The sequence below is a fragment of the Limnothrix sp. FACHB-881 genome (assembly GCF_014698135.1).
Taxonomy (GTDB): Bacteria; Cyanobacteriota; Cyanobacteriia; order CACIAM-69d; family CACIAM-69d; genus CACIAM-69d.
The window spans coordinates 60,906-83,521 of the sequence record NZ_JACJSN010000020.1 but is presented as its reverse complement, the minus strand read 5'-3'; the positions used below and the strand labels follow the sequence as shown (position 1 = coordinate 83,521).

Here is a 22,616-nt window from a genome sequence, read left to right as displayed (position 1 = left end):
ACGAGCCAAGCTCCAAGGCTTGAGGGTGCGTCCAGAGTCTCTACCGGATGGGAGATGGTCGATTATGCCTGAGCTTAACCTTCCTTCTCCACCGCCTTCCACATACAAGGGTGGGCAGTGCCCACCGAGCCGTTGCTTCATGGTATCTGTGATATGGTGTGCCAATTATTTTAGGTAAAGGCTGTATCAAGCGAATATCAGAATTAGACTTGAAACTCAGCCTCAAGTAACTGTGTGATCTTGTTGTGACTTTGCAATCAATTCTCAAATAAAAAAGATAAACCCTGATGACTGTCAGACTTTCTTGAGCATCCAAATAGGCATGGTGTCCAAAATTTCTGCCATTTTTGCAATTACTCACAGCGCCAGAAATGATTGATCAATGCCATCGATCCTTTGGATTACAAGTTTATGGCCTGCTTTTTTCACTGATGTACAGAGCGAAAACCACACTCCCAAAAATCAGTCAAGCGCCTTTAGGCCGTTTCAGCACTCGTGTCAGCGCTATGAATTCGATGGCGCTGATGTTGACGTAGTTTCAACATCAGATCGGGAGGCAACTTGGCAGACTTCCAATAGGCATCCTGGAAATTGGACTCGGCTAACTTTGCCATATGCAGGTCGGCCCCGGCAAAATTGGCTCCCAAAATATTTGCTTCTTGTAAGTTCACTCCCACCAACGATGCGCCCACAAAATCAGCCCCCAAAGCGCAGAGTCGATGAAGATTAGCGCCATCAAAGGTCGCCCCGGTGAAGACCGCTTCGATCGAGTTAGTGGCTGATAAATTGGCTCCGGTAAAGTTGGCCCCGATCGCCCTGACCCAAGTGAGGCTAGCTCGACTGAGATTCACCCCAATCAAATCCACCCCAATCAAGTTTGCACCGTTCAGATTGGCTTCACTCAAGTTGGCACGGGTTAGGTTAGCCAACACCAAATTGGCTTCGCTCAAATTAATTCCCGGTAGCTCAGCCGCAATCAGATTAACTTCACTGAGATCTGCACCTCGAAAATTCCGTTCTCCTAAGCGATAGCGCCCCAACAGTTCATCTGCATCCATGACGTTATTCACCCCATTGACTTCACTTGGCTTGGGAATGAGCCAAATCGATCGCCCCTTGTCGTCACAAAGGGCTGTTACTGCTCAATATGACTGAATTATGACGAAGTATTGTCATCAATTCTGGGCAATCGACAATCTCACTGCTTCCCTCTATTCTGTTCAGAATAACGATGAGTAGAAACAAGTTGGCTTAATTATCGATTGATTTAGTTTTTATTCCCTTCCAGTCAATCTATCTTTACAAGCAGTTTGAGGGTGAATTCTGAAACCGCATGGGTGAAAGCTGCCGTGGATTCATAGGGCAAAACATTCCGTCCTGGAAGTTTGTAGCCTTCACCTTGGGGAAGGTTTTCAAGGTAAAGATTGAGACGCTGATCGGGACTTTCCTGCTTGCCGCTTTTGCTGATGCTAGAAGCGGTTTCCCCAAACAAGGCTAAGGTTGGGTAGGGAATTTTGCGAATTTTTTCGGCATAGCCCTTCTGCCAAAACCGAGCCAGAAACGCAAAAACCGCATGGCGACTGGCCGGATCCGCAGCCCCTTGATCCAGCATGGAAAGCCATTCTTCGTCAATATCTGGCAAGGCAGCAAAAAGCTGTTTTGCCGAAAAAGAACTCAAAAATTGCCGCCGCTTCGCATATTGAAAAAAAGCAGCCCCGATCCAAGAGTCAAACAGCCCATTCCAGAGCAATTTCTGTTGCCACTTTGGCGCAACTTCGGCCATCACTTGCCAAGCAGGCGGCCCCGAGAGAATCAGGCCGCGAATGTCGATCGCCCCGTTGGCATTGTTGGCATGGGTCGATCGCTCCACCATCTCGAGCGCCACGGGAAACAACGCCCCTTGCACCACCAAAATCACCGGCCGCTGCACCACTGTTTGCACAAAATGCAGCAGTTGATCGGCCCAATCTTCTGGATAAAGGGCGTAACGAGGCTTGGCCGCATCCCCACAGCCCAACAGATCTGGATTAAAGATGGCTAAGGCACTGCCCGATCGCTCCCAAGCATTAATGAACCGCGTCCAAAAGTGTCGCGATAGGCCAACCCCGATCGGGTGAATTAATAACAAAACTGGCTGATTCGGCTGGGCTGTTCCCCACTGATCATAGCTACAGCGATAGCCTTGCCAATCATAAAATTGAGTGGCGCGATCAGTCGATTTTTGCAGATTAGTCATGGTAATTGCTCGCAAATAATGGCTAAATTCAGGTGTCTATTTTGGCTTTTCAGATATCTTCCGAAATTGCCTCATGAACTCGAGTTTTAAAACTGGCTCATGAACTTGAGTTTTGAAATTGGCTCATGAACTTGAGCTTTGAAATTGAGTTTTGAAATTGGGTTCAAAGATGGGGCGAAGGGTGAATGCAACAGCGGTGATTTCTTAACTGGACTCCGAAGACTTTGGATCCGGATCACAGCGAATTTCTACCATGAATCCGTCAGGGTCGTAAAAGTAAACACCGCGACCAGTGGGGCGAGTGACGGGGCCATGGGCGATCGCCACTTGGTGCTGCTGAAGGACGACAAGGGCGCGATCGAACGCTTCGGGAGCAATATCAAAGGCCAAATGATTGGCGCGGGTAAATTGCTGATCCGGATCCGGGTGCGGCGGCTGTAGGTCTGGCTCCCAAAACAAATCCAAAATCAAGCCATCGGGGAGCAAAAAGTTGGCAACCTTGCCTGCCGCCACCAGGGATTTGAGGGTGCTGGGAACCCGATCGCCCGTTAACTCCTCCAGACCCAACAGGCCGCCGTAAAAGCGACGGGCGGCCGCCATGTCCTTGACGTTGAGGGCGATGTGGTGAACCTTGCGCAGGGTGGCTGGTCCCAATCCAACGGACGTTGACGGGGCGGATGCCAACCCACAAGGCAAAGGAGACAAAGATGGCGAATCAACTTCCGGGGTCACTTCCGGGGTCACTTCCGGCGCGATCGCTTCAGGGTTCACCACTCGATCGACTGCTGTTTCCATCGCTCCATGCTTTCCCAACGCTTCGTGCCTTTCAGGTTAACAGGGCGATCGGGTGGGTGTCGTTGCCGTAAATTTGCGGAGAAAGGTGCTGAGAACCGGCGCATGAGTCACAGACCAGAGGTGAAGGGCAGGATCGATCGCGCCGTTCCAAACATCCTCTTAGAATGGGACAGCGAGTGCTGCCCTTGGTCATCCAATCGCTGCGTTTTGCCGCGTTGAAATGTTTGCCGCGTTGAAATGACTATGCTCAACGCCAAAGCGGTCTGGAGCAATCCCAGAGCCATACCCGGAGCTATTCCAGAGCTATTGCTGTATTTTTTTGATCTCAACTGATCCCAATTGATTTCAACATTGTTTTCAACTCGCGTCCCAATTGATTCCAACTCGCGATCGCCTAAGTATGTCTGAATCCAACGCAACCCCATCCGCTGTCCAGTCGCCCGACTTGTCCCCGATCGCCCCTGGGGAAACCACCGCTGGCTCGCTGCCCGATTCGGAGGTGATCGAACTGCCGCCGGATTTTGTGTTGCCCACGGGTTTGGCGGCCATCTCAATTCTGTTTTTGGCTTGGAACTTGTTGGCGGCGTTGGCGCTGGCGGCGTTTTCGGCGTTTTTGACCCTGCAAGCGGCCACCCTGCGGCTGTTGTTCACGGCAACGGCTTTGGACATTTACCGGGGCGACAAGCTGATTCGGCGCTTTCCTTACCAGGATTGGGAAAACTGGGATATCTTTTGGTACTACCTACCGACCCTGTTCTATTTCAAGGAAGTGAAGAGCTTGCATTTCCTGCCCATTTTGTTTGACCCCAAGCTCTTGCGGGCCTGCTTGGAAGCGAAACAACTACCTAAGCGCCGCGCTTGGCAATAGGGCCGCTGGGGCACGATCGAGCGCTCGGGAAATTTCTGAGGGCGATCGAGCGGGAGCGATGGGATTGGCGAGATCGGTCACTTTCGGGAAACCCGACCGAAAATCGGGTGGGGTTACGAATCATAATCGTTCAAGGAACTGGGATGATGGCGGCCAAGGTTTAAACGCTCAGTGTTGTTCCGCTTGAGCGTTCCACTGTTTGCAATCTAGTGCTTGAAATGTCTGATATTGCTGATCTGTCCGAATCGATCGATCGCCCCTCGGAAACCAACTGGGACGATGAACCGTTGCCCACCCCTGCCCCATCGCCTCAGGTGGGAGAAGCGGCGACGGCCGGAACACCGGTCAGCTCGGTGGATCGATCGAGCACAGCAGCGCTGACAGCCACAGGGGAATCGATCGCCGATTTCGCCGACTCGGTTCCCGAGGCTTCCCCCGCTCCCGAACCGGCAGCAACACCGGAAACGATCGATGCACAATCCCCGATCGACAGCTCCCCGGTGGCTCCGGCCCCGATCGTTGCGTCCCCAGAGTCGGCAGCACCTCCGGTGGCCGATTCCGTAACGGAAGTTAGCGATTTCGATCGGGCAACGCCATCTGATCGAGCAACGCCAGCAGCCACTTTAGGTGCAGATCCCGACCCAGATCCCCACCTCAGTTCGAATCCAAATCAAAATCTAGACCCCGAGCTAGATGCAAATACCAATTCAGCCAACCAAGCCTTGGCCGATCGCGTGGCCGATCTCCAAGAGCAACGCGATCAACTGCTGGCGGAAATTGCCCAAGCCCGTCGCGACCTCAGCCGCATTCTCAGCTTGGGAACTGCCGAGCTGGAACAGCGCCGCCAAAACCTGACCGCCAGCATTGAGCAACTGGAGCGCCGTCAGGAACGAATTCGCCAGGAAATGAAAAGCACGTTTGCCGGTGCATCCCAAAACGTTGCCGCCAGGGTTCAGGGTTTCAAGGACTACCTGGTGGGTAGTTTGCAAGAGTTGGTGGCCGCCGCTGAGGAATTATCCTTTGCGCCGCCGCCCGCCCCAACTCCGGCCCCGGCTCCGGAGCGATCGGCCCCCCCACCGCCCACCGCGATCGAGGGACAATTTCAGGGCGATCGCCGCAAAATTGAGCAAATCCTAGAGCGATATCGCACCCGACCGGACTATTACGGCCCCCCGTGGCGTTTGCGGCGCACCTTTGAGCAGGTTCACGCCGATCGGGTCAGTCAGTGGTTTTTTGACCTCAGTGGTCGAGGGGCCCTGCGCACCATGGGCAGCCGTCTACAAAACATCCTGGTGGTTTCCGCCACCATCTCCGTGCTGCGGGCCATCCATGGCGATCGACTCCGAACGCTGATTCTGATCGACAGTCCTGAGCGGCTGGGCGACTGGCGGCGCGGCCTGCAAGACTCCCTGGGCATTTCCCGTGCCGACTTTGGGGCCGAACAGGGCGTAATGTTATTTGAGTCCCCAGACCCCTTGGCTCAGCGGGCCGATCGAATCCAGCGGGGCGGCGGTGTGCCGTTCATTGTGGTGGATGAGTCTGATGGCCGCATTAGCCTTTCGTTGTTGCAGTTTCCCCTATGGCTGGCAATTGCGCCGGATCCCCGCATTGCGCCCCCCAGCGGCCTCGGCGGCAGCAGTTATGGCTACTACTAACGATGATCTGGCCTACACTGCTGGTCAGCATGGAGTGGCCACTGTGAATGAACTGTCAGGGCTAATCCAAGCGATCGAGGGCTAAAGCCCCATGGCGATCAAGCAACGAGAGTGGCAAAATTCGTAAAAATCCTTGAAGCTTCAAGCCATCCAGCCCATTGATGGCTAGCATGTCCAAGTAAGTGCAACCAGTTCATTGCAACTGGGCGCTGTATTTCGGTGTGGTGCAACCTATGGTGAAGCTGAAAATCGTTCAACCCACGATCTTCAAAAGCCGGCCAGTCTCGTCGAGTGAACTGCCAACCGCAGAAAAACTCTCGGTTGCCCCCCGCGAACTCACGGTAAAGGCGGCGGTCTTGGAAGGGAATCATTATCGGGTGACCCTGATTGAGCCGATCGGGAATCGCCAAGAGTGGTTCATCTTTAAGGATCATTTGGAAATTGCCGCCGTCCCCACCCTGGTTGTCAAGAGCGAAACCGTTTTTAAAACCCGCGTGGCCCTGTCTTCAGCCCTGAGCAGTGCAGAGAAGTTGAGCGTGGCTCGGGGTGAATTTCCCCTTGAAAGCTACGAAGAAGCGCCCGATTCCCACCTGAGCGTGGTGTTGATGCAGCCCCTGCGCGATCGCAAAAATTGGGTCGTGTTTAAGGGGCACATCGAGCTATTGAACGTGCCGCCCTACCCGCCGCCAAAGGACGCAACTAATTTTCCGCCCCTGCCCAAGATTCGGGTCAAAGTGCCCACCATCTTTAAGCAGCGCCCCGTCTCTTCCGCAGAACTCAAGGATGATGAAGAGGTGTCCGTATCGCCGGGCGATTTTCGGATTCGGGCCATCAGTCGATCGGGCAGTCACTATCAGGTGCAGCTCAGTGAACCGGTGGGCGATCGCCAAACTTGGTTTGTGTTTGCCGGCCACGTGGACTTAATCGATGCCGATCAACTGCTCTCGGCCAGTTCGGCTCCTAGCCCTGCCCCGGCTCCCACGCCTAGCCCCGCGCCAACCCCGACTCCTGCCCCCGCCCCAAGACCTGCCCCGACCCCTGCCCCGACTCCTGCGCCCAGCCCTAGCCCCGCGCCTTCCCGCGGCCCCGCTATTCGGATCCCTGGCTATGGTGTGGTGGGAACCCGTGATCCAATTGTTCCCAATGGCTCCTTTTTTTGGGGAGAAGCCACTAAGGAGGGCACCAGAATCCCTGAATCGGAAGAAATTGCCCGCAACATTGTGCGAATGGCTCAACAGATGCAGCGAATTCGCACCAAGTTGGGCGATCGCGCCATCACCATCACCAGTTGGTATCGACCGCCAGCGGTGAACCGGGCTGTGGGCGGCGCTTCCAACTCAACCCACATGCGAGGCCATGGGGTGGATTTTGTGGTGGAGGGTCTTTCGCCCCAAGCGGTGCAGCGGATTCTGGATCCTTGGTGGGAAGGGGGCCTGGGGTATGGCTCCACCTTCACCCATGTGGATAACCGGGGGTATCGGGCCCGGTGGAATTACGGCAATTAATGCCTGAGACAGGTAATCCCATCTAGCGCCTAAGCGGGTGTCTGAGAAGTAACTTGAGAGGCCTGCAAAGCACGAGTCGTCGTGGAGCAAGGGGCTGAAGCCCCTTGTCTTTGTTGATCGATGACAGTTGATCGATGAAACTTGCTCTGGCTCCTCACATCTGGTTCCTGAGACCTGGCTTCTAAAAAAGTGCTTCCCTCCGATCGATCAGGGGGAAGCGCTTTTGTTGCCAATTTCTTCAGCAAATTTTGGCAGCACGGTTCAGCAAATTGCAGCCCGATCGCCTAGCGGGAGGCAACAGTTTGCGCCAAGGCCACCCGCATTCGATCGACAGTACGCGCATTTTCCGCCGGGCTGCCCACGGTAATACGCAATCCGCCTCCTGTGTGACGAATCAGGGTTCCCTGCTGCTTAAGCTGCTGCACCAAATGAGCCATGGCTTCGTCGGTGTTGGCGGCTCCCTTCAAGCGAGCGTAAAGAAAATTCGCTTGGCTGTCCCACAGTTCCAGTCCTGGCAGGGCCCGTAACTGCTGGAGCAATCGATCGCGCTCCGTCAAAATTTCTGGGACGATCGCCAACAGGTCTCGGCGGTGGGCCAATGCGGCGAGGGCGGCCGCTTGGGTAAAGCTGGGCAGGTTGTAGGGTAGGCGTACCTTTTCCAGAATGGCGGACAACTCGGGATTGGCGATCGCGTAACCCACCCGATGGGCCGCCAATCGAAACGCCTTCGAGAACGTCCGCAACACCACCCAGTTGGGCCGCGCTTGCAGTTCGCCCACCACGGTGCGACGACTGAATTCAAAATAGGCTTCGTCAATCACCACCAAAATATTGGGTGGCAGTCCCCGCAACCAGTTGAGTTCCGCCGTCGTCAGGGCGTTGGCGGTGGGGGAGTTGGGATGCACCATCCACACCACTCGCACGGGCGAGGGGGTCAGTTGCGCTTGGGCAATGACCTGACGCGCGGCATCCAGATCAATTTCAAAGGTTTTGGGCGATCGGCCCACCCGTTCCACCGGAATTCCCAGGGTTTGGGCCAAAATCCCATACATGCCAAAGGTGGGCTGGGCCACCAACACGCGACCACGACCGCCCACACAGGTGGCAATCAGGATCGATCGAATTAATTCATCCGAGCCATTCCCCACGGAAATTTGCCCAGGGGCGATCGCCTCCGCCGTGCCGTTGGCAATGGCCGAGCAGGCTTCATTCACGTATTGGGCGATCGCCCGCTTCAGATCCGTATGATCGCCTCCCGGGTAACGGTTGGTTTCAATCAGGTTCTGATAGGTTAAGCAGAGTTTTTCTTTCAGCGCTTCCGGCAACTGATAGGGACATTCATTGGTGTCCAGACGATCAATCTCAACGCCCGTGGGTAACTCTCCCCCCGGGTGAGCCTGATAGGCGACAAACTCAACCAAATCTGGACGCAAAAACTCCAACATGGTGCGGGCTACAAATGGCTGTTAGGGAGGTTGACCGGCCTTCCGTCTTCAAACAACGGAATGGGCTGCACAAAAAATCTGAAACAAACCCCAAAAATTCAATTTCAACTGCAATTAGATGGGCAACACCGATATTGATCTGCTGTTGATCTGTTATTAATCCGTAGTGGGTCTGTGATTTGGCTAGGATCCCCCCCTTGAATCGCGAACTGAATCACAGGTAGAACACAAACTTAATCTAGTTCAAGCAAGCCAGTCTAATCAAGCGAGTTTCATTGGGCTAATTTAGTCGGGCTAATTCGCTCAGGCTCATTCAATCAGACTAATTCAACCGGGCTGATGCAATGCATTGGATAAGTTGATTAGTTGGGGCTTCCATAGCATCGGGTTGAAAAGCCACCAGTTAACGCAAAAATGATCAGCATTGAAACAAGAATTGATTGGCGATTTAACCTAAAGATGACTTGAAGATGGCTTGACCTGAAGGTGGCTGGATGGGGCTGAAGGTTCTTCAAAAATGATCTAGTCCCAAAACCACAGCGGCCAACATTTTTTCAAGATTTTTGAGGATGCATTTGGACGATCGCCCTCATCATACCGAGATTCTCCTTGCAAAAACACTGGACTCCAGAAAACGCAATCGAAAACCGGTTGGGGCCTCCGCTCTGCCCGACCTTGGGGAGCGATCGTCGCTGGCCTCGGGGGCGATCGCTCCCAGCAGCACATTCAGCGGCCCCATCGGCTCCCTATAGCCCCGTCAGGTTGACCTGAACCGATCGCGCCACTCGATTTGCCTTGGCCCGGGCCTGGTCGATCGAGTCAGCCCGCGCCAGGGCCACCCCCATCCGCCGATATTGACGGGTGCTGGGTTTGCCAAACAACCGTACATCCGTGCCCGGCTCCATCAGGGCTTCCGCCAACCCGTCATAGACCACCGACTCTGCGGGATCCGACTGGCGATTGGCCAAAATGGCGGCACTTGCAGCCGGTTCGTAAACCGTAATTTCTGGGATGGGCAACCCCAGAATGGCCCGCAGGTGCAGCTCAAACTCATTCAGGTTTTGGGAGATGAGAGTGACCATGCCTGTGTCGTGGGGACGGGGCGACAGCTCAGAGAAAATGGCAGCGTCAGGCGTGATGAAAAATTCCACCCCAAAAATGCCCGCGCCGCCCAGGGCCTCCGTCACCTGTTGGGCGATCGATTGGGCCTGCTTCAACAGTTCCGGAGCGATCGGGGCCGGTTGCCAGGATTCTTGATAGTCACCGCGTTCTTGACGATGGCCGATCGGGGGGCAAAACAACGTCGGCCCCGCCCACTGCCGAATCGTCAGCAGCGTGATCTCCAGCTCAAAGTGAATAAATTCCTCAACAATCACCTTGGACTGGTCACCGCGCCCCTGTTCGGTGGCGTATTGCCAAGCGGTGGTTAGCTCCTCGGGCGATCGCACCACGGATTGGCCCTTACCCGACGAAGACATCACCGGCTTCACCACATTCGGAAAGCCAATCTCCGCCGCCACGGCCTGCAATTCCGCCAAGGTGGCCGCATAGCCATAGCGAGCCGTGCGCACCCCCAACTCGCCCGCCGCCAAGTCCCGGATTCGATCGCGGTTCATGGTGTAGTGGGTGGCGGCGGCCGTCGGAATGACGGTGATTCCGCGTGCTTCAAACTCCGCGAGCTTTTCGGTGCGAATTGCTTCAATTTCCGGAACGATGAAATCTGGGCGATGCTTCGTCACGATCGACTCCAGCGCATCCCCATCCAACATTGAGATGACCTCTGCCTCGTCGGCCACCTGCATCGCGGGCGCATTGGCATAGCGATCGACCGCAATCACCTGGTTGCCCAGACGCTTGGCCGCGATCGCAAACTCTTTGCCTAACTCGCCGGAGCCAAGCAGCAAAAAGGTTTTAGGCAAAGTAGAACCGGTGACGGACATGAACTTTCAACACACCATAGCTGAACGATCATCAACGCCGCAGCCCCAGACCAGAGGCCACGTTTTCCCTGAACATTTTTGCCTGAACGCTTTCCTGGATGCGGTCAACGCCACTGAACTGGATTCGGCTCTTTCTGGAGGCGGCACTGATTCCAGCGCAACCACCCGATCAAGCACCCATCCCAGTCCCGATCGCCATCCCGATCGCCCCTTAGAAATCGCTCAGGCAACCCAGGGCCAAAGCCCGTTCAGATAACCTTCCTATTATCACGCGGTGGGGGCGATTTCCACAGAGAGCGGGCGACGCAGCGGTTGGTATCTAGCCGAAACAAATCGATCAATCCCCGCCAAATCCCGATGGGCCGTAATCTCCTGATAAGACCCCTTGGCCCACAACAGTTCCATCACCGTCGGAGCTTGCCCAGCCATCACCTCCACCAACCAAACGCCACCCGGTCGGAGATAGGCCGGAGCTGTCTTCACCAAGTGACGCAAGCAATCGAGACCATCGGATCCCCCATCGAGCGCCCCATGGGGTTCATGGTCAGCAACTTCCGGCTGCAACGCAGGCACTTCCGCACTCGGGATATAGGGCGGATTGGAAACTATCCCCGCCAGGTGGCCCGCCAGATCCGTCAGGGGTTCAAACCAGTTCCCCAACGCAAGGTGAATTCGGTGATCCAGCCCTGTGTGCATGGCGTTGAGATGGGCAATTTCCAGCGCCGCTGTCGATCGATCCACCGCCCAAATCGTTGCCTCCGGCATGGCTTCCGCCAGCGCCAGGGCGATCGCCCCGCTCCCCGTCCCCAAATCCGCCCAAACCCCCCGCCGCAAGAGGGCATTCGTCGCCGTCAGCTCCCAAGCCAAGTCCACAATTAACTCCGTCTCGGGCCGAGGAATCAGCACCCCGGGAGACACCTGCAGCCGAAAATTGCGCCAGCCCACCACCCCAGCCAGGTACTGCACCGGTACGCGATCGACCAATCGCCGCTGCCACAGTTGATCCAAGCGTTCTAGGTCGATTCCCGAAGGCAAATCGCCCACCTGGAGCCGCAGCCGCAGCCGATCGACCCCGGCCCATTCAACCAAGAGCCAGTCCAGTTCCCCAATGGGCACTTGCTGCTCCGATGCTTGGCGGCGCGCTTGCGCATACCAAGTCCAAAAATCCGCTGTCATGGATCACACCGCTCCGCAATTGCCACAAAGCCCCGAGTGAACAGTGCCCCGCTGCGATCGCTTTGTACCGCTTCATGGCCCTTCTCGCAATGACCGGGCCACAAATTGTGCCCATGGAACCCGCCCAAAAATCAACGGCAACCATCGGCCCGAGCACCCACTCAGGCGATCGGCAATCCATTTCAGGGATGATTTCGGCTAAAACACACCCGCTAAGGCCGAAATGCAGCGATCGCACGCTAAGGGATGTTCCTCAATCGTGCCGACCGAAGGCGAATAGTTCCAGCAGCGATCGCACTTGTGCCCCTCGGCATCCACCACGCCCACGCCCAGCGGCTCCGATTCAAAACTGTATTTCAAGCCCTGGAGCCGATCGACTCCATCCAGCAATTCCACCTGGGACGTAATGAACAAATAGCGCAATTCATCGACCCCATTGGTGTTATCGCCTAGGGAAGAAACCGGGTTGAATTTTGACAGTTGATCGCGCAGGGAATCATCGGCCACATAGAGCAGCAACTTGGCTTCCAGGCTGGCCCCGATCGCCCCGTCCTTGCGGGCCGCTTCCAAGACCTTGTTGGTTTCCATGCGGATTTGGCGCAGGTTCTGCCACTTTTCCGCGAGGGCCGGTTGTGACCAGGCGGGATCGATCGCCGTCCAACCGGCTTGGAACACCGATTGATGGGATTTGGCGTAGGGAATCGCTTGCCAGATGTCTTCGGCCATGTGGCAAAGCACCGGGGCGATCGCCTTGGCCAGATTTTCCAGGGCGATCGCCAAGACCGTTTGGCAACTGCGGCGACGGAAGGCGGCCGGCGCACTGATGTAGAGTCGATCTTTGGCGATATCCAGATAGAAATTCGACAGATCGACCACGCAGAAATTCTGCACCGTTTGGAAGAATTTGAAGAATTGGAAACTGTCGAAGGCTTCTGTAATTTCGCCAAACACTTCCGAGATCCGATGCAGCAAATAGCGATCGAGTTCCGGCAGTTGATCGTAGGGAACCGCATCCGTTGCCGGGTCAAAATCGTGCAGATTACCTAACAGGAACCGCGCCGTATTCCGGATCTTGCGGTACACATCGGCCATCTGTTTCAAGATCGTTTTCCCGATCGGCACATCGGATGAATAGTCCACCGACGACACCCACAACCGCAGCACATCCGCGCCGTAGGGCGGATTTTGTTTTTGATCCTTGCCGCCGTTGATGATTTCCAGCGGGTCGATGATGTTGCCCAGGGATTTGCTCATTTTGCGGCCCTGTTCATCGAGCGTAAACCCGTGGGTCAGCACGGTTTTATAGGGCGCATGGCCGGAGTTGGCGACGCTGGTGAGCAGGCTCGATTGGAACCAGCCCCGGTGTTGGTCGGAGCCTTCCAGGTAGAGATCCACCGGGTAGCCCAGGCCGCGCTGTTTGGCCACCGCCGCCCAGGAGGAGCCGGAGTCGAACCACACATCCATCGTGTCCGTGCCCTTGGTGTAGGTGCGGCCGTTACTGCGGTAGGGTTCCGGCAACAGTTCCGCCACAGACAGTTCCCACCAGGCATCGGAGCCGCGATCGCGGAAAATGTCGCGCACATGGGCGATCGTCTCGGCGTTCATCAGCACCTCGCCGGTTTCCGCATCGAAGAACGCCGGAATCGGCACGCCCCAACTGCGCTGGCGGGAAATGCACCAGTCCGATCGCTCGCCCACCATCGACTCAATCCGATTTTGGCCCGTGGCCGGAATCCAGCGCACCTCCCCGATCGCCGCCATTGCCGCCTCCCGGAAGCCATCCACCGACGCGAACCACTGCTCCGTGGCTCGGAAGATCGTCGGCTTTTTCGTCCGCCAGTCGTAGGGATATTTGTGAGCATAGGGTTCTCGCTTCAGCAGCGATCCCGCCTCGGTCAGGGCGGCGATTACCGCGCCGTTGGCATCCTTCAGCACGTTCAACCCGGCAAAGGGGCCCGCTTCCTCGGTGAAATTCCCCCGATCGTCCACGGGCGACAGCACGCCCAACCCATACTTTTGACCGGTGATGAAGTCCTCTTGACCATGGCCGGGAGCCGTATGCACCAGCCCCGTCCCCGATTCCGTGGTGATGTATTCGCCGCCGATCACCACGGGTGAAGTGCGATCGAACAGCGGATGCTTGTACTGGCAATGCTCCAACAGCGCACCCTTGAACGTAGCTCGCACCGTCAGGGCCGCCCCCAAGGTCGCCGCCAGCGACTCCGCCAAATCCTTGGCCACCACCAGATAGCGCGGCAGGCCCGACAGTTCCCCGGCCGTATCCACCACCGCGTAATCCAAGGCCCCATTCACAGCCACGCCCAAGTTACCGGGGATCGTCCAGGGGGTCGTGGTCCAAATCGCCACGCCCAAGTCCGCCGCGAACTCACCCAGCACCGGTTGAGCCGCCGCGCTCAGTTCCGTCACCCGAAACGCCGCATAGATCGACTGGGAAATGTGCCCCTCGGGATATTCCAACTCCGCTTCCGCCAAGGCCGTTTGAGAACTGGGACTCCAATGCACCGGCTTCAGACCGCGATAGATGTAGCCCTTGGTGAACATTTCGCCAAAGACTTCCAGTTGCGCCGCCTCGTATTCCGGCTTCAGGGTCAGGTAGGGATTTTCCCAGTCGCCCCACACACCCAGGCGCATGAATTGGGCTTTTTGGATCTCGACCTGTTCGAGGGCGTAGGCTTTGGCTTTTTGGCGCAGGGCGATCGGGGTGAGGCCGGCGCGTTCGTCTTTGCCCAGGGATTGCAGCACCTTCAGTTCGATCGGCAGGCCGTGGCAGTCCCAACCGGGAACGTAGCGCCCTTTGCGGCCGCGCAGCAGTTGGTAGCGGTTGATGATGTCCTTCAGGGTTTTGTTGAGGGCGTGGCCCATGTGCAGCGACCCGTTGGCGTAGGGTGGGCCGTCGTGCAGGGTGAAGGTTTCGCCGGGGTTGCCTGCTGCCAAGGTTTCGTAAATGTTGGCTTCTGCCCAGAAGGCCTGAATTTCCGGTTCGCGCTTGCTGGCGTTGGCCCGCATGTCGAAGGCGGTCTGGGGCAGGTTAACGGTGTCCTTATATTGGCTTTCGGCCTTGGCAGTTTTGTCGGCAGTCACGGCGGTGTCGCTTGCGTCATCAAAGGGTTGCAGTCCCTAAGATTCTACCGGCTGACGGCCGGGCTGGCGGGGTGGCTGAAATTCAGGATCGGTATAATGGTTTGTGAGGTTTTGTTGGCGGGGCGATCGGGGGTGGGGTGATGGATGCAATCATCTACTCGGCGCTGCGGGCGAATTTGGCGGGCACGATAATCCAAGGCAATCAAAAAGGTGATTAATTTTATTGTAGAAAACTTATTTATATTGGCAATATTGGAAGTAACGTCGTAACAGGAAGGGAAGCTTGACTATGGCGATCATTATTAGTATCTGCATAATTTTATTGTTGATAATTATTCTAGGTTCTGCCTCTGACAGTAACGCTTCATCCAATAAGCCTTTTGACGATGCAAGCGATAGAATTCCTGTAAGACCCCATCTTCGTAAAGGTAAACCTGTAAGAGGTCATACTAGGAGGAAAAGACGCAAGTAAAATCACCTTTACATCGTTTTTACACCGTTCCTAGGATCCGCCTAGGAACGATACGGATAAAACATTACTTCGGTTGAAGATTGCCAGTTCCAAAGTTGCAGTAGAAATGCTATCTTGGGAGACAGATTGTACCGCTGAAGAAATTTGCAAGTTAACTAAATAGGTATGAACCTATCAATTCATGAATGAACGTGATCTGACATTAAAAGAAATTCAAGAAGCTGCTGCTCAGCCAACACGAGAACTACAAGAGGTGATTAAAAGTCTCTCATTTTGGTTGAAAAATGTTCATCATCCATCTGAAGGAGGCTATATAGAATATGCAGTTAGATCATATCTACGCAAGCGAATTCCTCGACGTTTTGAAGTTTCTACAGGTTTCATTTCGACTTTACAGAAAAATGTAGTAGCAAATAATCAAAGCCAAATTTCCAGAAGAGTATCTAGACAATTTGATATTCTGATTTGGGATTCTTACAATTTTCCACCACTTTTTCGAGCTGATGACTTCGTGATTTTAGCTCCGGAAGCAGTAAAAGTAATAATTGAAGTAACAAAAAGCTTAGACAGTAAAAAGCTTTCTAAAGACTTAGAAAAATTTGATGATCTACTAGATTTTTATTCTGGAGAGCGACTACTATTTAAACCTTATACAGCAATTTTGGCTTTATCAGGTTCTGAACTTATAAAGTCCTTGCAGAATCTAGAGAAATTTTATTTATTCGAATCAAAAATACCAGTTTTATTTCGATACTTAATTCTTGATTCCTTTCTGAGGACACCGTCTTTCTGTTTGAATTCTTTCCTTTCACTACCAGGTTTCGTAGATTCAATTTGCATACTAGATCAAGGATTAATAAAAGGTCAATTTGAAAATCTAAAGTTCAAGCGAAATCAGACTAATGTTGTAAGATACTATGCTTTGAATAATCAAAATAGCACTGAAGTTACTTTTGGCTGTTTTGAACGAGATATAATTTTTTATCTTTCCAAATCTGCAGCTCAACTATCTGGATTTAGAGAAGTATCTATTGATATTTATAGAGAACTAATACCATCAAATTCTTTGTTGAAACCTTTTGCTTCAATCATCATTGAAAACTGGGCATCAGAATCAATTATGCCCAGCATAAATGCATGGGAAAAATCATCAAGGAAATCACTTACAGATTGTCCAAAAAAGATCAAAAATGTTTCCAGATTTATTGGCGCTGATTTTTCGATAAATCACCCACGTCCAATAAGGTATGTTGAAGAGTCTCCTAATTCAGAAGTTTGGGTATTTGAAAAGCATTCAAGCAAAGTTTTTGCAAGTGGTCGCTACAAAGACAGAAACCGCGTCAAACAATGGCACGTATTCAATATTGACAAAGATAGTGGAACTTCCGAAGAGAAAATTACAGAGATAAATGAATTCGCTGAAACCATCGAGAACTTCAAGATGAGTAATTTTTCTTGACTTTCTTGCTTATACTTTGATTCGATATTGAAAATTTTCAGTGTAAGTTGAATTCCAAAATCAAAAGCACTTAAAAGCTTTGCAACTTATTAAGTCTATTGCAGTACTACAACTGAGCTTGAGCCTAGTTATCAAACAGTGAAGAAGTTTACCCGTCGGTAGATTTCAGCTAAGGGAATCGAGAGTTGCAGATTGCTTAACCAGAGAGCCGCATCGATTTCCCCGTAGCTGGTGAACGTCCAAGCCACCGGGTCAGTTTTGCAATAGTGCTCGATGTAGGGTTCCTCAGCACTAATCAACAAATAATCTTGGAAGCTGGGGAGCGATCGATATTTGCGGAACTTTTCGCCCCGATCGTACCGCTCCGTTGAAGGCGACAACACCTCCACAATCAAACTAGGATTCAGAATTTCATCATCGCGATCGCCGTGAAATTCCGGCTCTCCCCGCACCACCATTCCATTCGTATAAGTGCAGCAGCGATAGTCAGGAGTCCAAACTCGCAAATCGCTGTTATACACCTGCCAATCCGTGTCCCGCAGCGCAAAATGCAGAAACGCCACCAGATTCACCGAAATTTTGCTATGGGCCTCTGATCCGCCCGCCATTTCCACTCGAATTCCATCGTGATATTCATGCCGCTGATCGGCGATCGCTTCCTGTTGCCAATAATCAGCCAACGACAGGCGATCGCCCTGCGATGGTGGAAAGCTCGGAGCGGATGGGGTTGACGCAACCATAGCGAAACCCGAAGGAAACGGGAACTTTAGGTTAATGCTTAGTTTAGCAAGGCGATTGAGAGGCTGCCGGTCGGCGTTATTGATTGCCGAGATTGCGCAGAATTTGAGTTGCGATCGCCAATTCCTCCAGGGAAGTTAGGGGCGAAAAAAGTCGCGAAAGATCGTAACAACGACGCGGTTGCTGTTGCAATTTCACGAAAAACATTTCATCCCCATTGGTGACAAAACCAAAACTGGGGCGATCGGGATCAGGATTCGCTGCCAAATAAGCCAATGATTGGGGCAAAGCTGTCCACACCGAAAGAGCCGTTTTTTTGGACTCAATCACCACAATCCAAAGACGATCGCGCAAGACCAACACATCCAAACGACCTTGCAGGCTTTCATCCCCATCCCCGATCGCCAATTCCACCGAGGGTTCCGCACAAATTTGAAACGGTGGATCGTAAAAACCCGCGATCGCCAACAGGGGTGAAGTGAGCAACAAATTCACCGTTCCTTCCAAAAGTTGCCCGGCCGATCGCTGATAGAGATATCGTCGTCGCAATTGCGCCAAGGCCGCGCGATCGCTCTCCGACAGTGGCGGTAAACGATCGCGCCATTCCGTGAAGAAATCGCCGCCCTCTTCCCAACGCGCCAACGCCAGGGTTTGTTCTGCAACCGCCAGACTTGTGATGGCATCAGTAACCGCGATCGGCATGAAATCAACCGTTAGGAATTGTTAGTGTGGCAGCATCGTTCTGGTAACCAAAGCCGATCGCCCAGATTTGGTTGAGTTTCACGAGCGATCGCCGGATGAATTGTCCCAATGACTAACCGTTAGGAGTTGACCGGGAGCAAACTAGCATCCCAAAACAGCCTGAATTTTTTGCTTCAGCGTCTCGGCATTGAAGGGCTTAACAATGTAGTTGTTAACACCGGCTTCCTTGGCAGCAATCACATTCTCCGTTTTGGATTCTGCCGTCACCATGATGAAAGGTGTGGTGCTTAGCTTGCTGTTAGCTCGCACTTCTTTCAACAGTTGCAGCCCCGTCATTGGCTCCATGTTCCAGTCTGCAATAATCAGCCCAAACTTGCTCTCTCGCAGCTTCTGAAGGGCGCTAACACCATCACCCGCTTCTTCAATATCGTCATAACCAATCTGCCTCAGCAAATTCCTGATGATTCGGCGCATGGTGGCGTAGTCATCAACGACTAGAACTTTCATCTTCTGTTGCTCCTATGGGTGAAGAGATGGTGAGCCATCAGGTTTATACTTGGGCGAAAAATGCAGCGCTTGGCAAATTTGACCGTGATGGCCGCGACAATGAATGAATCTTAATAGATTGGATTGGTTAATGCGGCTAAAAATATCGAGACTCAAAATTAGTTTATGTTTTTTAATTTTTTGGATATCAATCTTTTAGATTTCAATCTTTTGGCTGGATTGTTTCTGAATTTGCCACTTCCGAATTGGCTAAATTAACTGGTTCAATGCCCTCGGTTTCGATCGCCACAGAGGCGATCGACTGGTTGCCCGATCGCTGATATTTGGCCCAAAGGGGATGGGGCCGGCCGGCCATTGCATCGGAGTCGATCGCGCCGGGGCCCAGGGCCGCCCGCCAAGACCAGGTTTCCGGCAAGGGGTCATAGCCTCCCGGTTGGAAGGGATGGCAGCGCAGGATGCGGGCCAAGGCTAACCAGCCCCCGCGCCCCAGGCCAAATCGCTGAATCGCCCCGATCGCGTAGTGGGAGCAGGTGGGGTAATAGCGACAGTTGGGGCCCAACAGGGGCGATAACAGGACTTGGTAAAGACGCACCAGCCCGATCGCCAGTCGGCCAGGGAGCGATCGCAACAGGGAAATATGGTTGGTAAAACCTGTTTGGTAAAACCCGTTTGGTAGCTGTTTAGGCTTTTGAGATATCCTCTCAGGCATCTTTTTTAGAAGGCTTGAATCCATTCTTTGATTTCGTATTCTGTCCAAATACCGTTTTCCCAATAGGGATCGGCTTCGATGAGCTGACGAACGGTTTCTTCGCTGTCTGCTTCATAGATGCCAAATACTTTGCTGTTGTCTTTGGTGGGGCCCAGGGTGATCAAAATGCCTTCTGCTTTTTGTTTGGCTAAGCCGTCTAGGTGCGCTTGTCGATAGGGGGTGCGTTTTTCGAGGGCATCTTCACAGTAGCTGCCAAACAAAATGTATTTAGCCATGGTTCAAGAGTTGCGACGAATTAGGGATTTTGGGGCTGCCCATTGCATGGAAAAGCCAAAGCAAGCATGAAAGCGGTGGCTGAACGTGGCTCCTTTCAGCCACCGCCTTCAGGCAACTTAGGAAGTGGATTTGGGATGCCAAACTCCATGGAATCCGAGGTTAATCGGGTGGGGGAAGGCTAAGCGGGCGATCGGGACATCATCTAGCCGATCGCTCTGCCAGATGCGCAGGTCGCTGCAATCCCGGTTGCCATCATAGACCACGCTCAGGATCCAACCCGATCGCCCGTCGCCGGCCGGGTCGGCCACAAACAACGGCTCCGAAGGATAGCACCCCGGTTCTAGGCTGGCATAGGTGATGCGATCGGTTTGGGCATCGTGGCGGGCGATCGTGCCGAATTGTTCCTGTTTGAAAGCGGCGGGGCGATCGAGGTCGGGTCGATGGGCCGAAAAGTAGCTGTAGCGGTTGGGGGAGCCAACTTCGCTGGGGGCCACGGTCGGGAAGTCCGAATGGCGATCGAACAGGATCCGTTGATCCAGCAATTGCCGCCGCTGGAGATCGAACCGCAATTCCACGTATTGGGATGTTGCGAGGGTGTTGATTTTGCCGCTGGCCGCTTCCTTCAGGTGTTGGTTGGTGGCAAAGTTTGGGTAACGCGCCATGGTCAGGCTGACGGAGCGATCGGGATTCTGCCAACCGTTGCCAAAGTGCCACTGAAACCAAGGTTCCGCTTCAATGGTGGCGGCGAGGGTCAGGGTTTCACGATCGACAAACCAAACTTGCGTGGGCCGATCGCCCTGCCACTTCATCGCGTCACTGAAACATTTGAAGTTCAACAGCGCTGGCAACAGTTCCAAACTCAAGGGCGGAATGCAAAAGACCAGATAGGGCCCCGCTAACACACAATCATGGATTAAGGGCAGGGATCGCAGGGGCAGTTGGCGTTGGGCCAGGAGGCGACCGGCGCGATCGAACCGCAGCAAGTTCAGCTTGGGACGGGGGCCCGGCAACACTCCAAAGTTATAGATTTCGCCCGTGGCTGGATCCACCTTGGGGTGAGCAGAGAAGGCCTGACCCGGCTTCAGCACCCCATCCAAGGAATCGGGGCCGATCGTGGTCAAGTTGTCTAAATCCAGCGCATGGGGCCAACCCCCTTCCCACAGGGCCAGGAGCCGATCACCCCAGGGCAAAACGGAAGTATTGGCGGCATTTTTGAGATCGCGCCCCACCCGTTGCCACCAAGGTTTTGGAGCCAGTTGCCCGTAATTGGCAAACAACCATCGATCGGCCGCTTCTTCCTGTTCGTAGGCCGCCGTTTGCACCATCCGATAGGTGGCTCGGGCCTGGGGTGGGCCTTGGGGGTGATCGGGCGATCGGCCAAAATGCACCGCCAACACCGCCCCATCTCCATCAAACCAATGGCCCGTGGGTTGTCCCGATCGCACTATCCGGCCCGGCCCGTTGCGGTAAAGCGTGCCTTGCAAATTTTCGGGAATTGCCCCAGCGGTCACCGTCAAGGGAGTGAGCGGAAATTCGATCGCCGGTCGCTGCACGGCCGGCAACCACTGAGGATCGCGACTCGTCTGAGCTTGCTCTGTTGCTAAAACCATTAATTTCGCAATCTCCTGACGAATGATGGCCTGTGTTTCGCGGTTCAGCGCGGCCCTACGTCAATCTGGGATGACCTGGGGCGAGCTGACATGAACTGGCATGAATCTGAAGAGTCATCGTCGGCTGTTCCTAGGAAGCCGTTGCGCGATCGTTTTCCACTTCCACGGGCGGCACGTTGGGCAATGTGCAGCAATTGACCTGATCTAGGCAAACCTTGCCCCACTGCAACGCCCAACGCACCAAAGCCACCCGATTTTCGGTTCTGGTTTTGGTCAAGATATTACTGATGTGGTTATCAACCGTTCGCTTGCTGATCTCTAACTGCTCCGCAATATCTTGGTTGGTTAAACCAGCAGCCACTAGCTCAACAATTTGCAGTTCGCGATCGGACAGGGAGATCCAGTTATCCATGGGACGGTAAGACTTTCCGTTTGTTGAATCCGTATATTTACTTATTTTCCCCCAGTTGCTTGCGGCCTGGGGAAGCGACAACCGGGCCGAGCGCCCCGTTGCTTCAGCAACTCAGATCCCTATGAGTGTACTTGACGATTCTTAACATGCCTATGGGGCACGGGCCGATCGATCCCAGCGGCCCTAAATCCAGCCCCGTAACCAGTAAGCCACCATCCCCACATATTCTTTAATGGCCCGAGTGGTGGCCCGCAAATTATCCGCATCGGGCAAGAAATTCAACGCAATTCCCTCTGGAGAACTGCGCCGCTCACGCTCATCTTGATCACTAAAAAGAAAATCCGTGGGAGCCGCGATCGCCTCAATTCCCAGCTTGCGGAAAATGGCGATCGAGCGCGGCATATGCATCGCTGAAGTCACCAACAACACCCGCCGCAACCGTTCCCGCTCCAAAATCTTCTTCACCTCTTCGGCATTTTGGCGCGTGTTCAAGGAGTTGGGATCCTGCAACATGTCCTCGCTCGGAACTCCCATTACTCCCGCTAACTCCGCCATGGCCGCCGACTCCGGCTGACCGCCCCCGCCCCGCCAAGCAATTCGACCGCCACTAAAAATCAGCTTCGGAGCCTTGCGATCGCGATAGAGCTTCACCGCATAGAGGGTGCGATCGCCCTCATCAGCCAGATCAATCCAAGGGCGAGGTGGCTCCGTGGACTTAATGCCCCCACCCAAAACCACGATCGCATCGGCCCGGGGCAGGTCACCGGAGCCGCCCGTTTGTTGCTGAAGCACCAGGGCCCGCGACTCCAGCGATCGGGTCAGGGCCACCGCCACCCACCCATTCGCCGCCGTCCACAAAATCACCAGCGCCAAGGCCACCGCCCAAGCCGCCCAACGCCCGCGCCGCATTGACAGCAACGCCAACGCCGCCACCATCAGAGCGCAACTTAGCCCCAGGGGATAAAAAAACAGTGGCAACAGCTTCGATAAAAACAAAAACATGGGCAGC

Annotated in this window: 19 protein-coding genes and 1 pseudogene; 4 read left to right on the top strand and 16 right to left on the bottom strand. The window is 54.1% G+C overall.

Translation table 11 applies throughout. The features are described 5' to 3' along the window. Positions 1-476: 476 nt before the first annotated feature. The 3 genes from H6G52_RS16050 to H6G52_RS16040 form a co-directional block, all read right to left on the bottom strand. Positions 477-1,058: a pentapeptide repeat-containing protein gene (locus H6G52_RS16050; protein WP_190354693.1), complete on the bottom strand. Its 582-nt coding sequence runs from the start codon at positions 1,056-1,058 to the stop codon at positions 477-479. Positions 1,059-1,288: 230 nt separating this feature from the next. Continuing rightward, positions 1,289-2,236: an alpha/beta fold hydrolase gene (locus H6G52_RS16045; RefSeq protein WP_190529605.1), complete on the bottom strand. Its 948-nt coding sequence runs from the start codon at positions 2,234-2,236 to the stop codon at positions 1,289-1,291. 204 nt (positions 2,237-2,440) lie between these two features. Next, on the bottom strand, positions 2,441-3,031 hold the full coding sequence (locus tag H6G52_RS16040; protein WP_190529603.1) for a VOC family protein: 591 nt from the start codon (positions 3,029-3,031) through the stop codon (positions 2,441-2,443). Between the two features lie 400 nt (positions 3,032-3,431). Here H6G52_RS16040 and H6G52_RS16035 point away from each other — a divergent pair, with 400 nt between their 5' ends. The 3 genes from H6G52_RS16035 (at position 3,432) to H6G52_RS16025 (ending at position 7,059) form a co-directional block, all read left to right on the top strand. Continuing rightward, positions 3,432-3,899: a DUF3119 family protein gene (locus H6G52_RS16035; RefSeq protein WP_190529601.1), complete on the top strand. Its 468-nt coding sequence runs from the start codon at positions 3,432-3,434 to the stop codon at positions 3,897-3,899. Positions 3,900-4,117: 218 nt separating this feature from the next. Next, positions 4,118-5,554, top strand: coding sequence for a DUF3086 domain-containing protein (locus H6G52_RS16030; RefSeq protein ID WP_190529599.1), 1,437 nt, complete (start codon positions 4,118-4,120; stop codon positions 5,552-5,554). A 233-nt stretch (positions 5,555-5,787) separates the two neighbouring features. Further along, positions 5,788-7,059, top strand: a complete 1,272-nt coding sequence (locus tag H6G52_RS16025) for a D-Ala-D-Ala carboxypeptidase family metallohydrolase (RefSeq protein WP_190529592.1) — start codon at positions 5,788-5,790, stop codon at positions 7,057-7,059. A 284-nt stretch (positions 7,060-7,343) separates the two neighbouring features. Here H6G52_RS16025 and H6G52_RS16020 read toward each other — a convergent pair whose 3' ends face one another. The 5 genes from H6G52_RS16020 to H6G52_RS16000 form a co-directional block, all read right to left on the bottom strand. Next, complete coding sequence (locus tag H6G52_RS16020) at positions 7,344-8,504, bottom strand: histidinol-phosphate transaminase (protein ID WP_099534619.1); 1,161 nt, start codon at positions 8,502-8,504, stop codon at positions 7,344-7,346. Positions 8,505-9,250: 746 nt separating this feature from the next. Next, entirely contained in the window at positions 9,251-10,444 is a 1,194-nt protein-coding gene (gene purT / locus H6G52_RS16015) for a formate-dependent phosphoribosylglycinamide formyltransferase (protein ID WP_190529590.1), read from the bottom strand. A gap of 267 nt (positions 10,445-10,711) precedes the next feature. Next, positions 10,712-11,620 (bottom strand): peptide chain release factor N(5)-glutamine methyltransferase, encoded by a 909-nt coding sequence (gene prmC, locus H6G52_RS16010; RefSeq protein WP_190529588.1) that lies wholly within the window; start codon positions 11,618-11,620, stop codon positions 10,712-10,714. Positions 11,621-11,818: 198 nt separating this feature from the next. Next, complete coding sequence (gene ileS / locus H6G52_RS16005; protein WP_242026440.1) at positions 11,819-14,647, bottom strand: isoleucine--tRNA ligase; 2,829 nt, start codon at positions 14,645-14,647, stop codon at positions 11,819-11,821. Between the two features lie 119 nt (positions 14,648-14,766). After that, a complete protein-coding gene (locus tag H6G52_RS16000) occupies positions 14,767-14,919 on the bottom strand; it encodes a hypothetical protein (protein WP_190529584.1) in 153 nt (50 codons plus the stop codon). 456 nt (positions 14,920-15,375) lie between these two features. Between H6G52_RS16000 and H6G52_RS15995 the strand changes: the two genes are divergently transcribed. Beyond that, complete coding sequence (locus H6G52_RS15995; RefSeq protein ID WP_190529582.1) at positions 15,376-16,653, top strand: DUF6602 domain-containing protein; 1,278 nt, start codon at positions 15,376-15,378, stop codon at positions 16,651-16,653. A 131-nt stretch (positions 16,654-16,784) separates the two neighbouring features. Here the strand turns inward: H6G52_RS15995 and H6G52_RS15990 are convergent, their stop codons facing one another. The 8 genes and pseudogenes from H6G52_RS15990 to H6G52_RS15955 all read right to left on the bottom strand — a co-directional run bounded on the left by H6G52_RS15990 (position 16,785) and on the right by H6G52_RS15955 (position 22,609). Beyond that, positions 16,785-17,393 carry a Uma2 family endonuclease gene (locus H6G52_RS15990; protein WP_190529580.1) on the bottom strand — a complete coding sequence of 203 codons (609 nt, stop codon included), beginning with the start codon at positions 17,391-17,393 and terminating at the stop codon, positions 16,785-16,787. A gap of 76 nt (positions 17,394-17,469) precedes the next feature. After that, the gene (locus H6G52_RS15985; protein ID WP_190529578.1) at positions 17,470-18,093 is read right to left on the bottom strand and encodes a type I restriction endonuclease; all 624 of its coding nucleotides are present in this window, start codon (positions 18,091-18,093) and stop codon (positions 17,470-17,472) included. Positions 18,094-18,234: 141 nt separating this feature from the next. Continuing rightward, on the bottom strand, positions 18,235-18,600 hold the full coding sequence (locus H6G52_RS15980; RefSeq protein WP_190354706.1) for a chemotaxis response regulator CheY: 366 nt from the start codon (positions 18,598-18,600) through the stop codon (positions 18,235-18,237). Positions 18,601-19,009: 409 nt separating this feature from the next. Beyond that, positions 19,010-19,231, bottom strand: a pseudogene (yidD, locus tag H6G52_RS18630) (membrane protein insertion efficiency factor YidD); the annotation flags it as partial. Between the two features lie 83 nt (positions 19,232-19,314). Further along, entirely contained in the window at positions 19,315-19,584 is a 270-nt protein-coding gene (locus tag H6G52_RS15970) for a YciI family protein (RefSeq protein ID WP_190529574.1), read from the bottom strand. 117 nt (positions 19,585-19,701) lie between these two features. Further along, positions 19,702-21,195 carry a carotenoid oxygenase family protein gene (locus H6G52_RS15965; protein ID WP_190529572.1) on the bottom strand — a complete coding sequence of 498 codons (1,494 nt, stop codon included), beginning with the start codon at positions 21,193-21,195 and terminating at the stop codon, positions 19,702-19,704. A 130-nt stretch (positions 21,196-21,325) separates the two neighbouring features. After that, positions 21,326-21,607 (bottom strand): LuxR C-terminal-related transcriptional regulator, encoded by a 282-nt coding sequence (locus H6G52_RS15960; RefSeq protein ID WP_099534603.1) that lies wholly within the window; start codon positions 21,605-21,607, stop codon positions 21,326-21,328. Between the two features lie 183 nt (positions 21,608-21,790). After that, a complete protein-coding gene (locus tag H6G52_RS15955; protein ID WP_190529570.1) occupies positions 21,791-22,609 on the bottom strand; it encodes a YdcF family protein in 819 nt (272 codons plus the stop codon). Positions 22,610-22,616 lie beyond the last annotated feature (7 nt).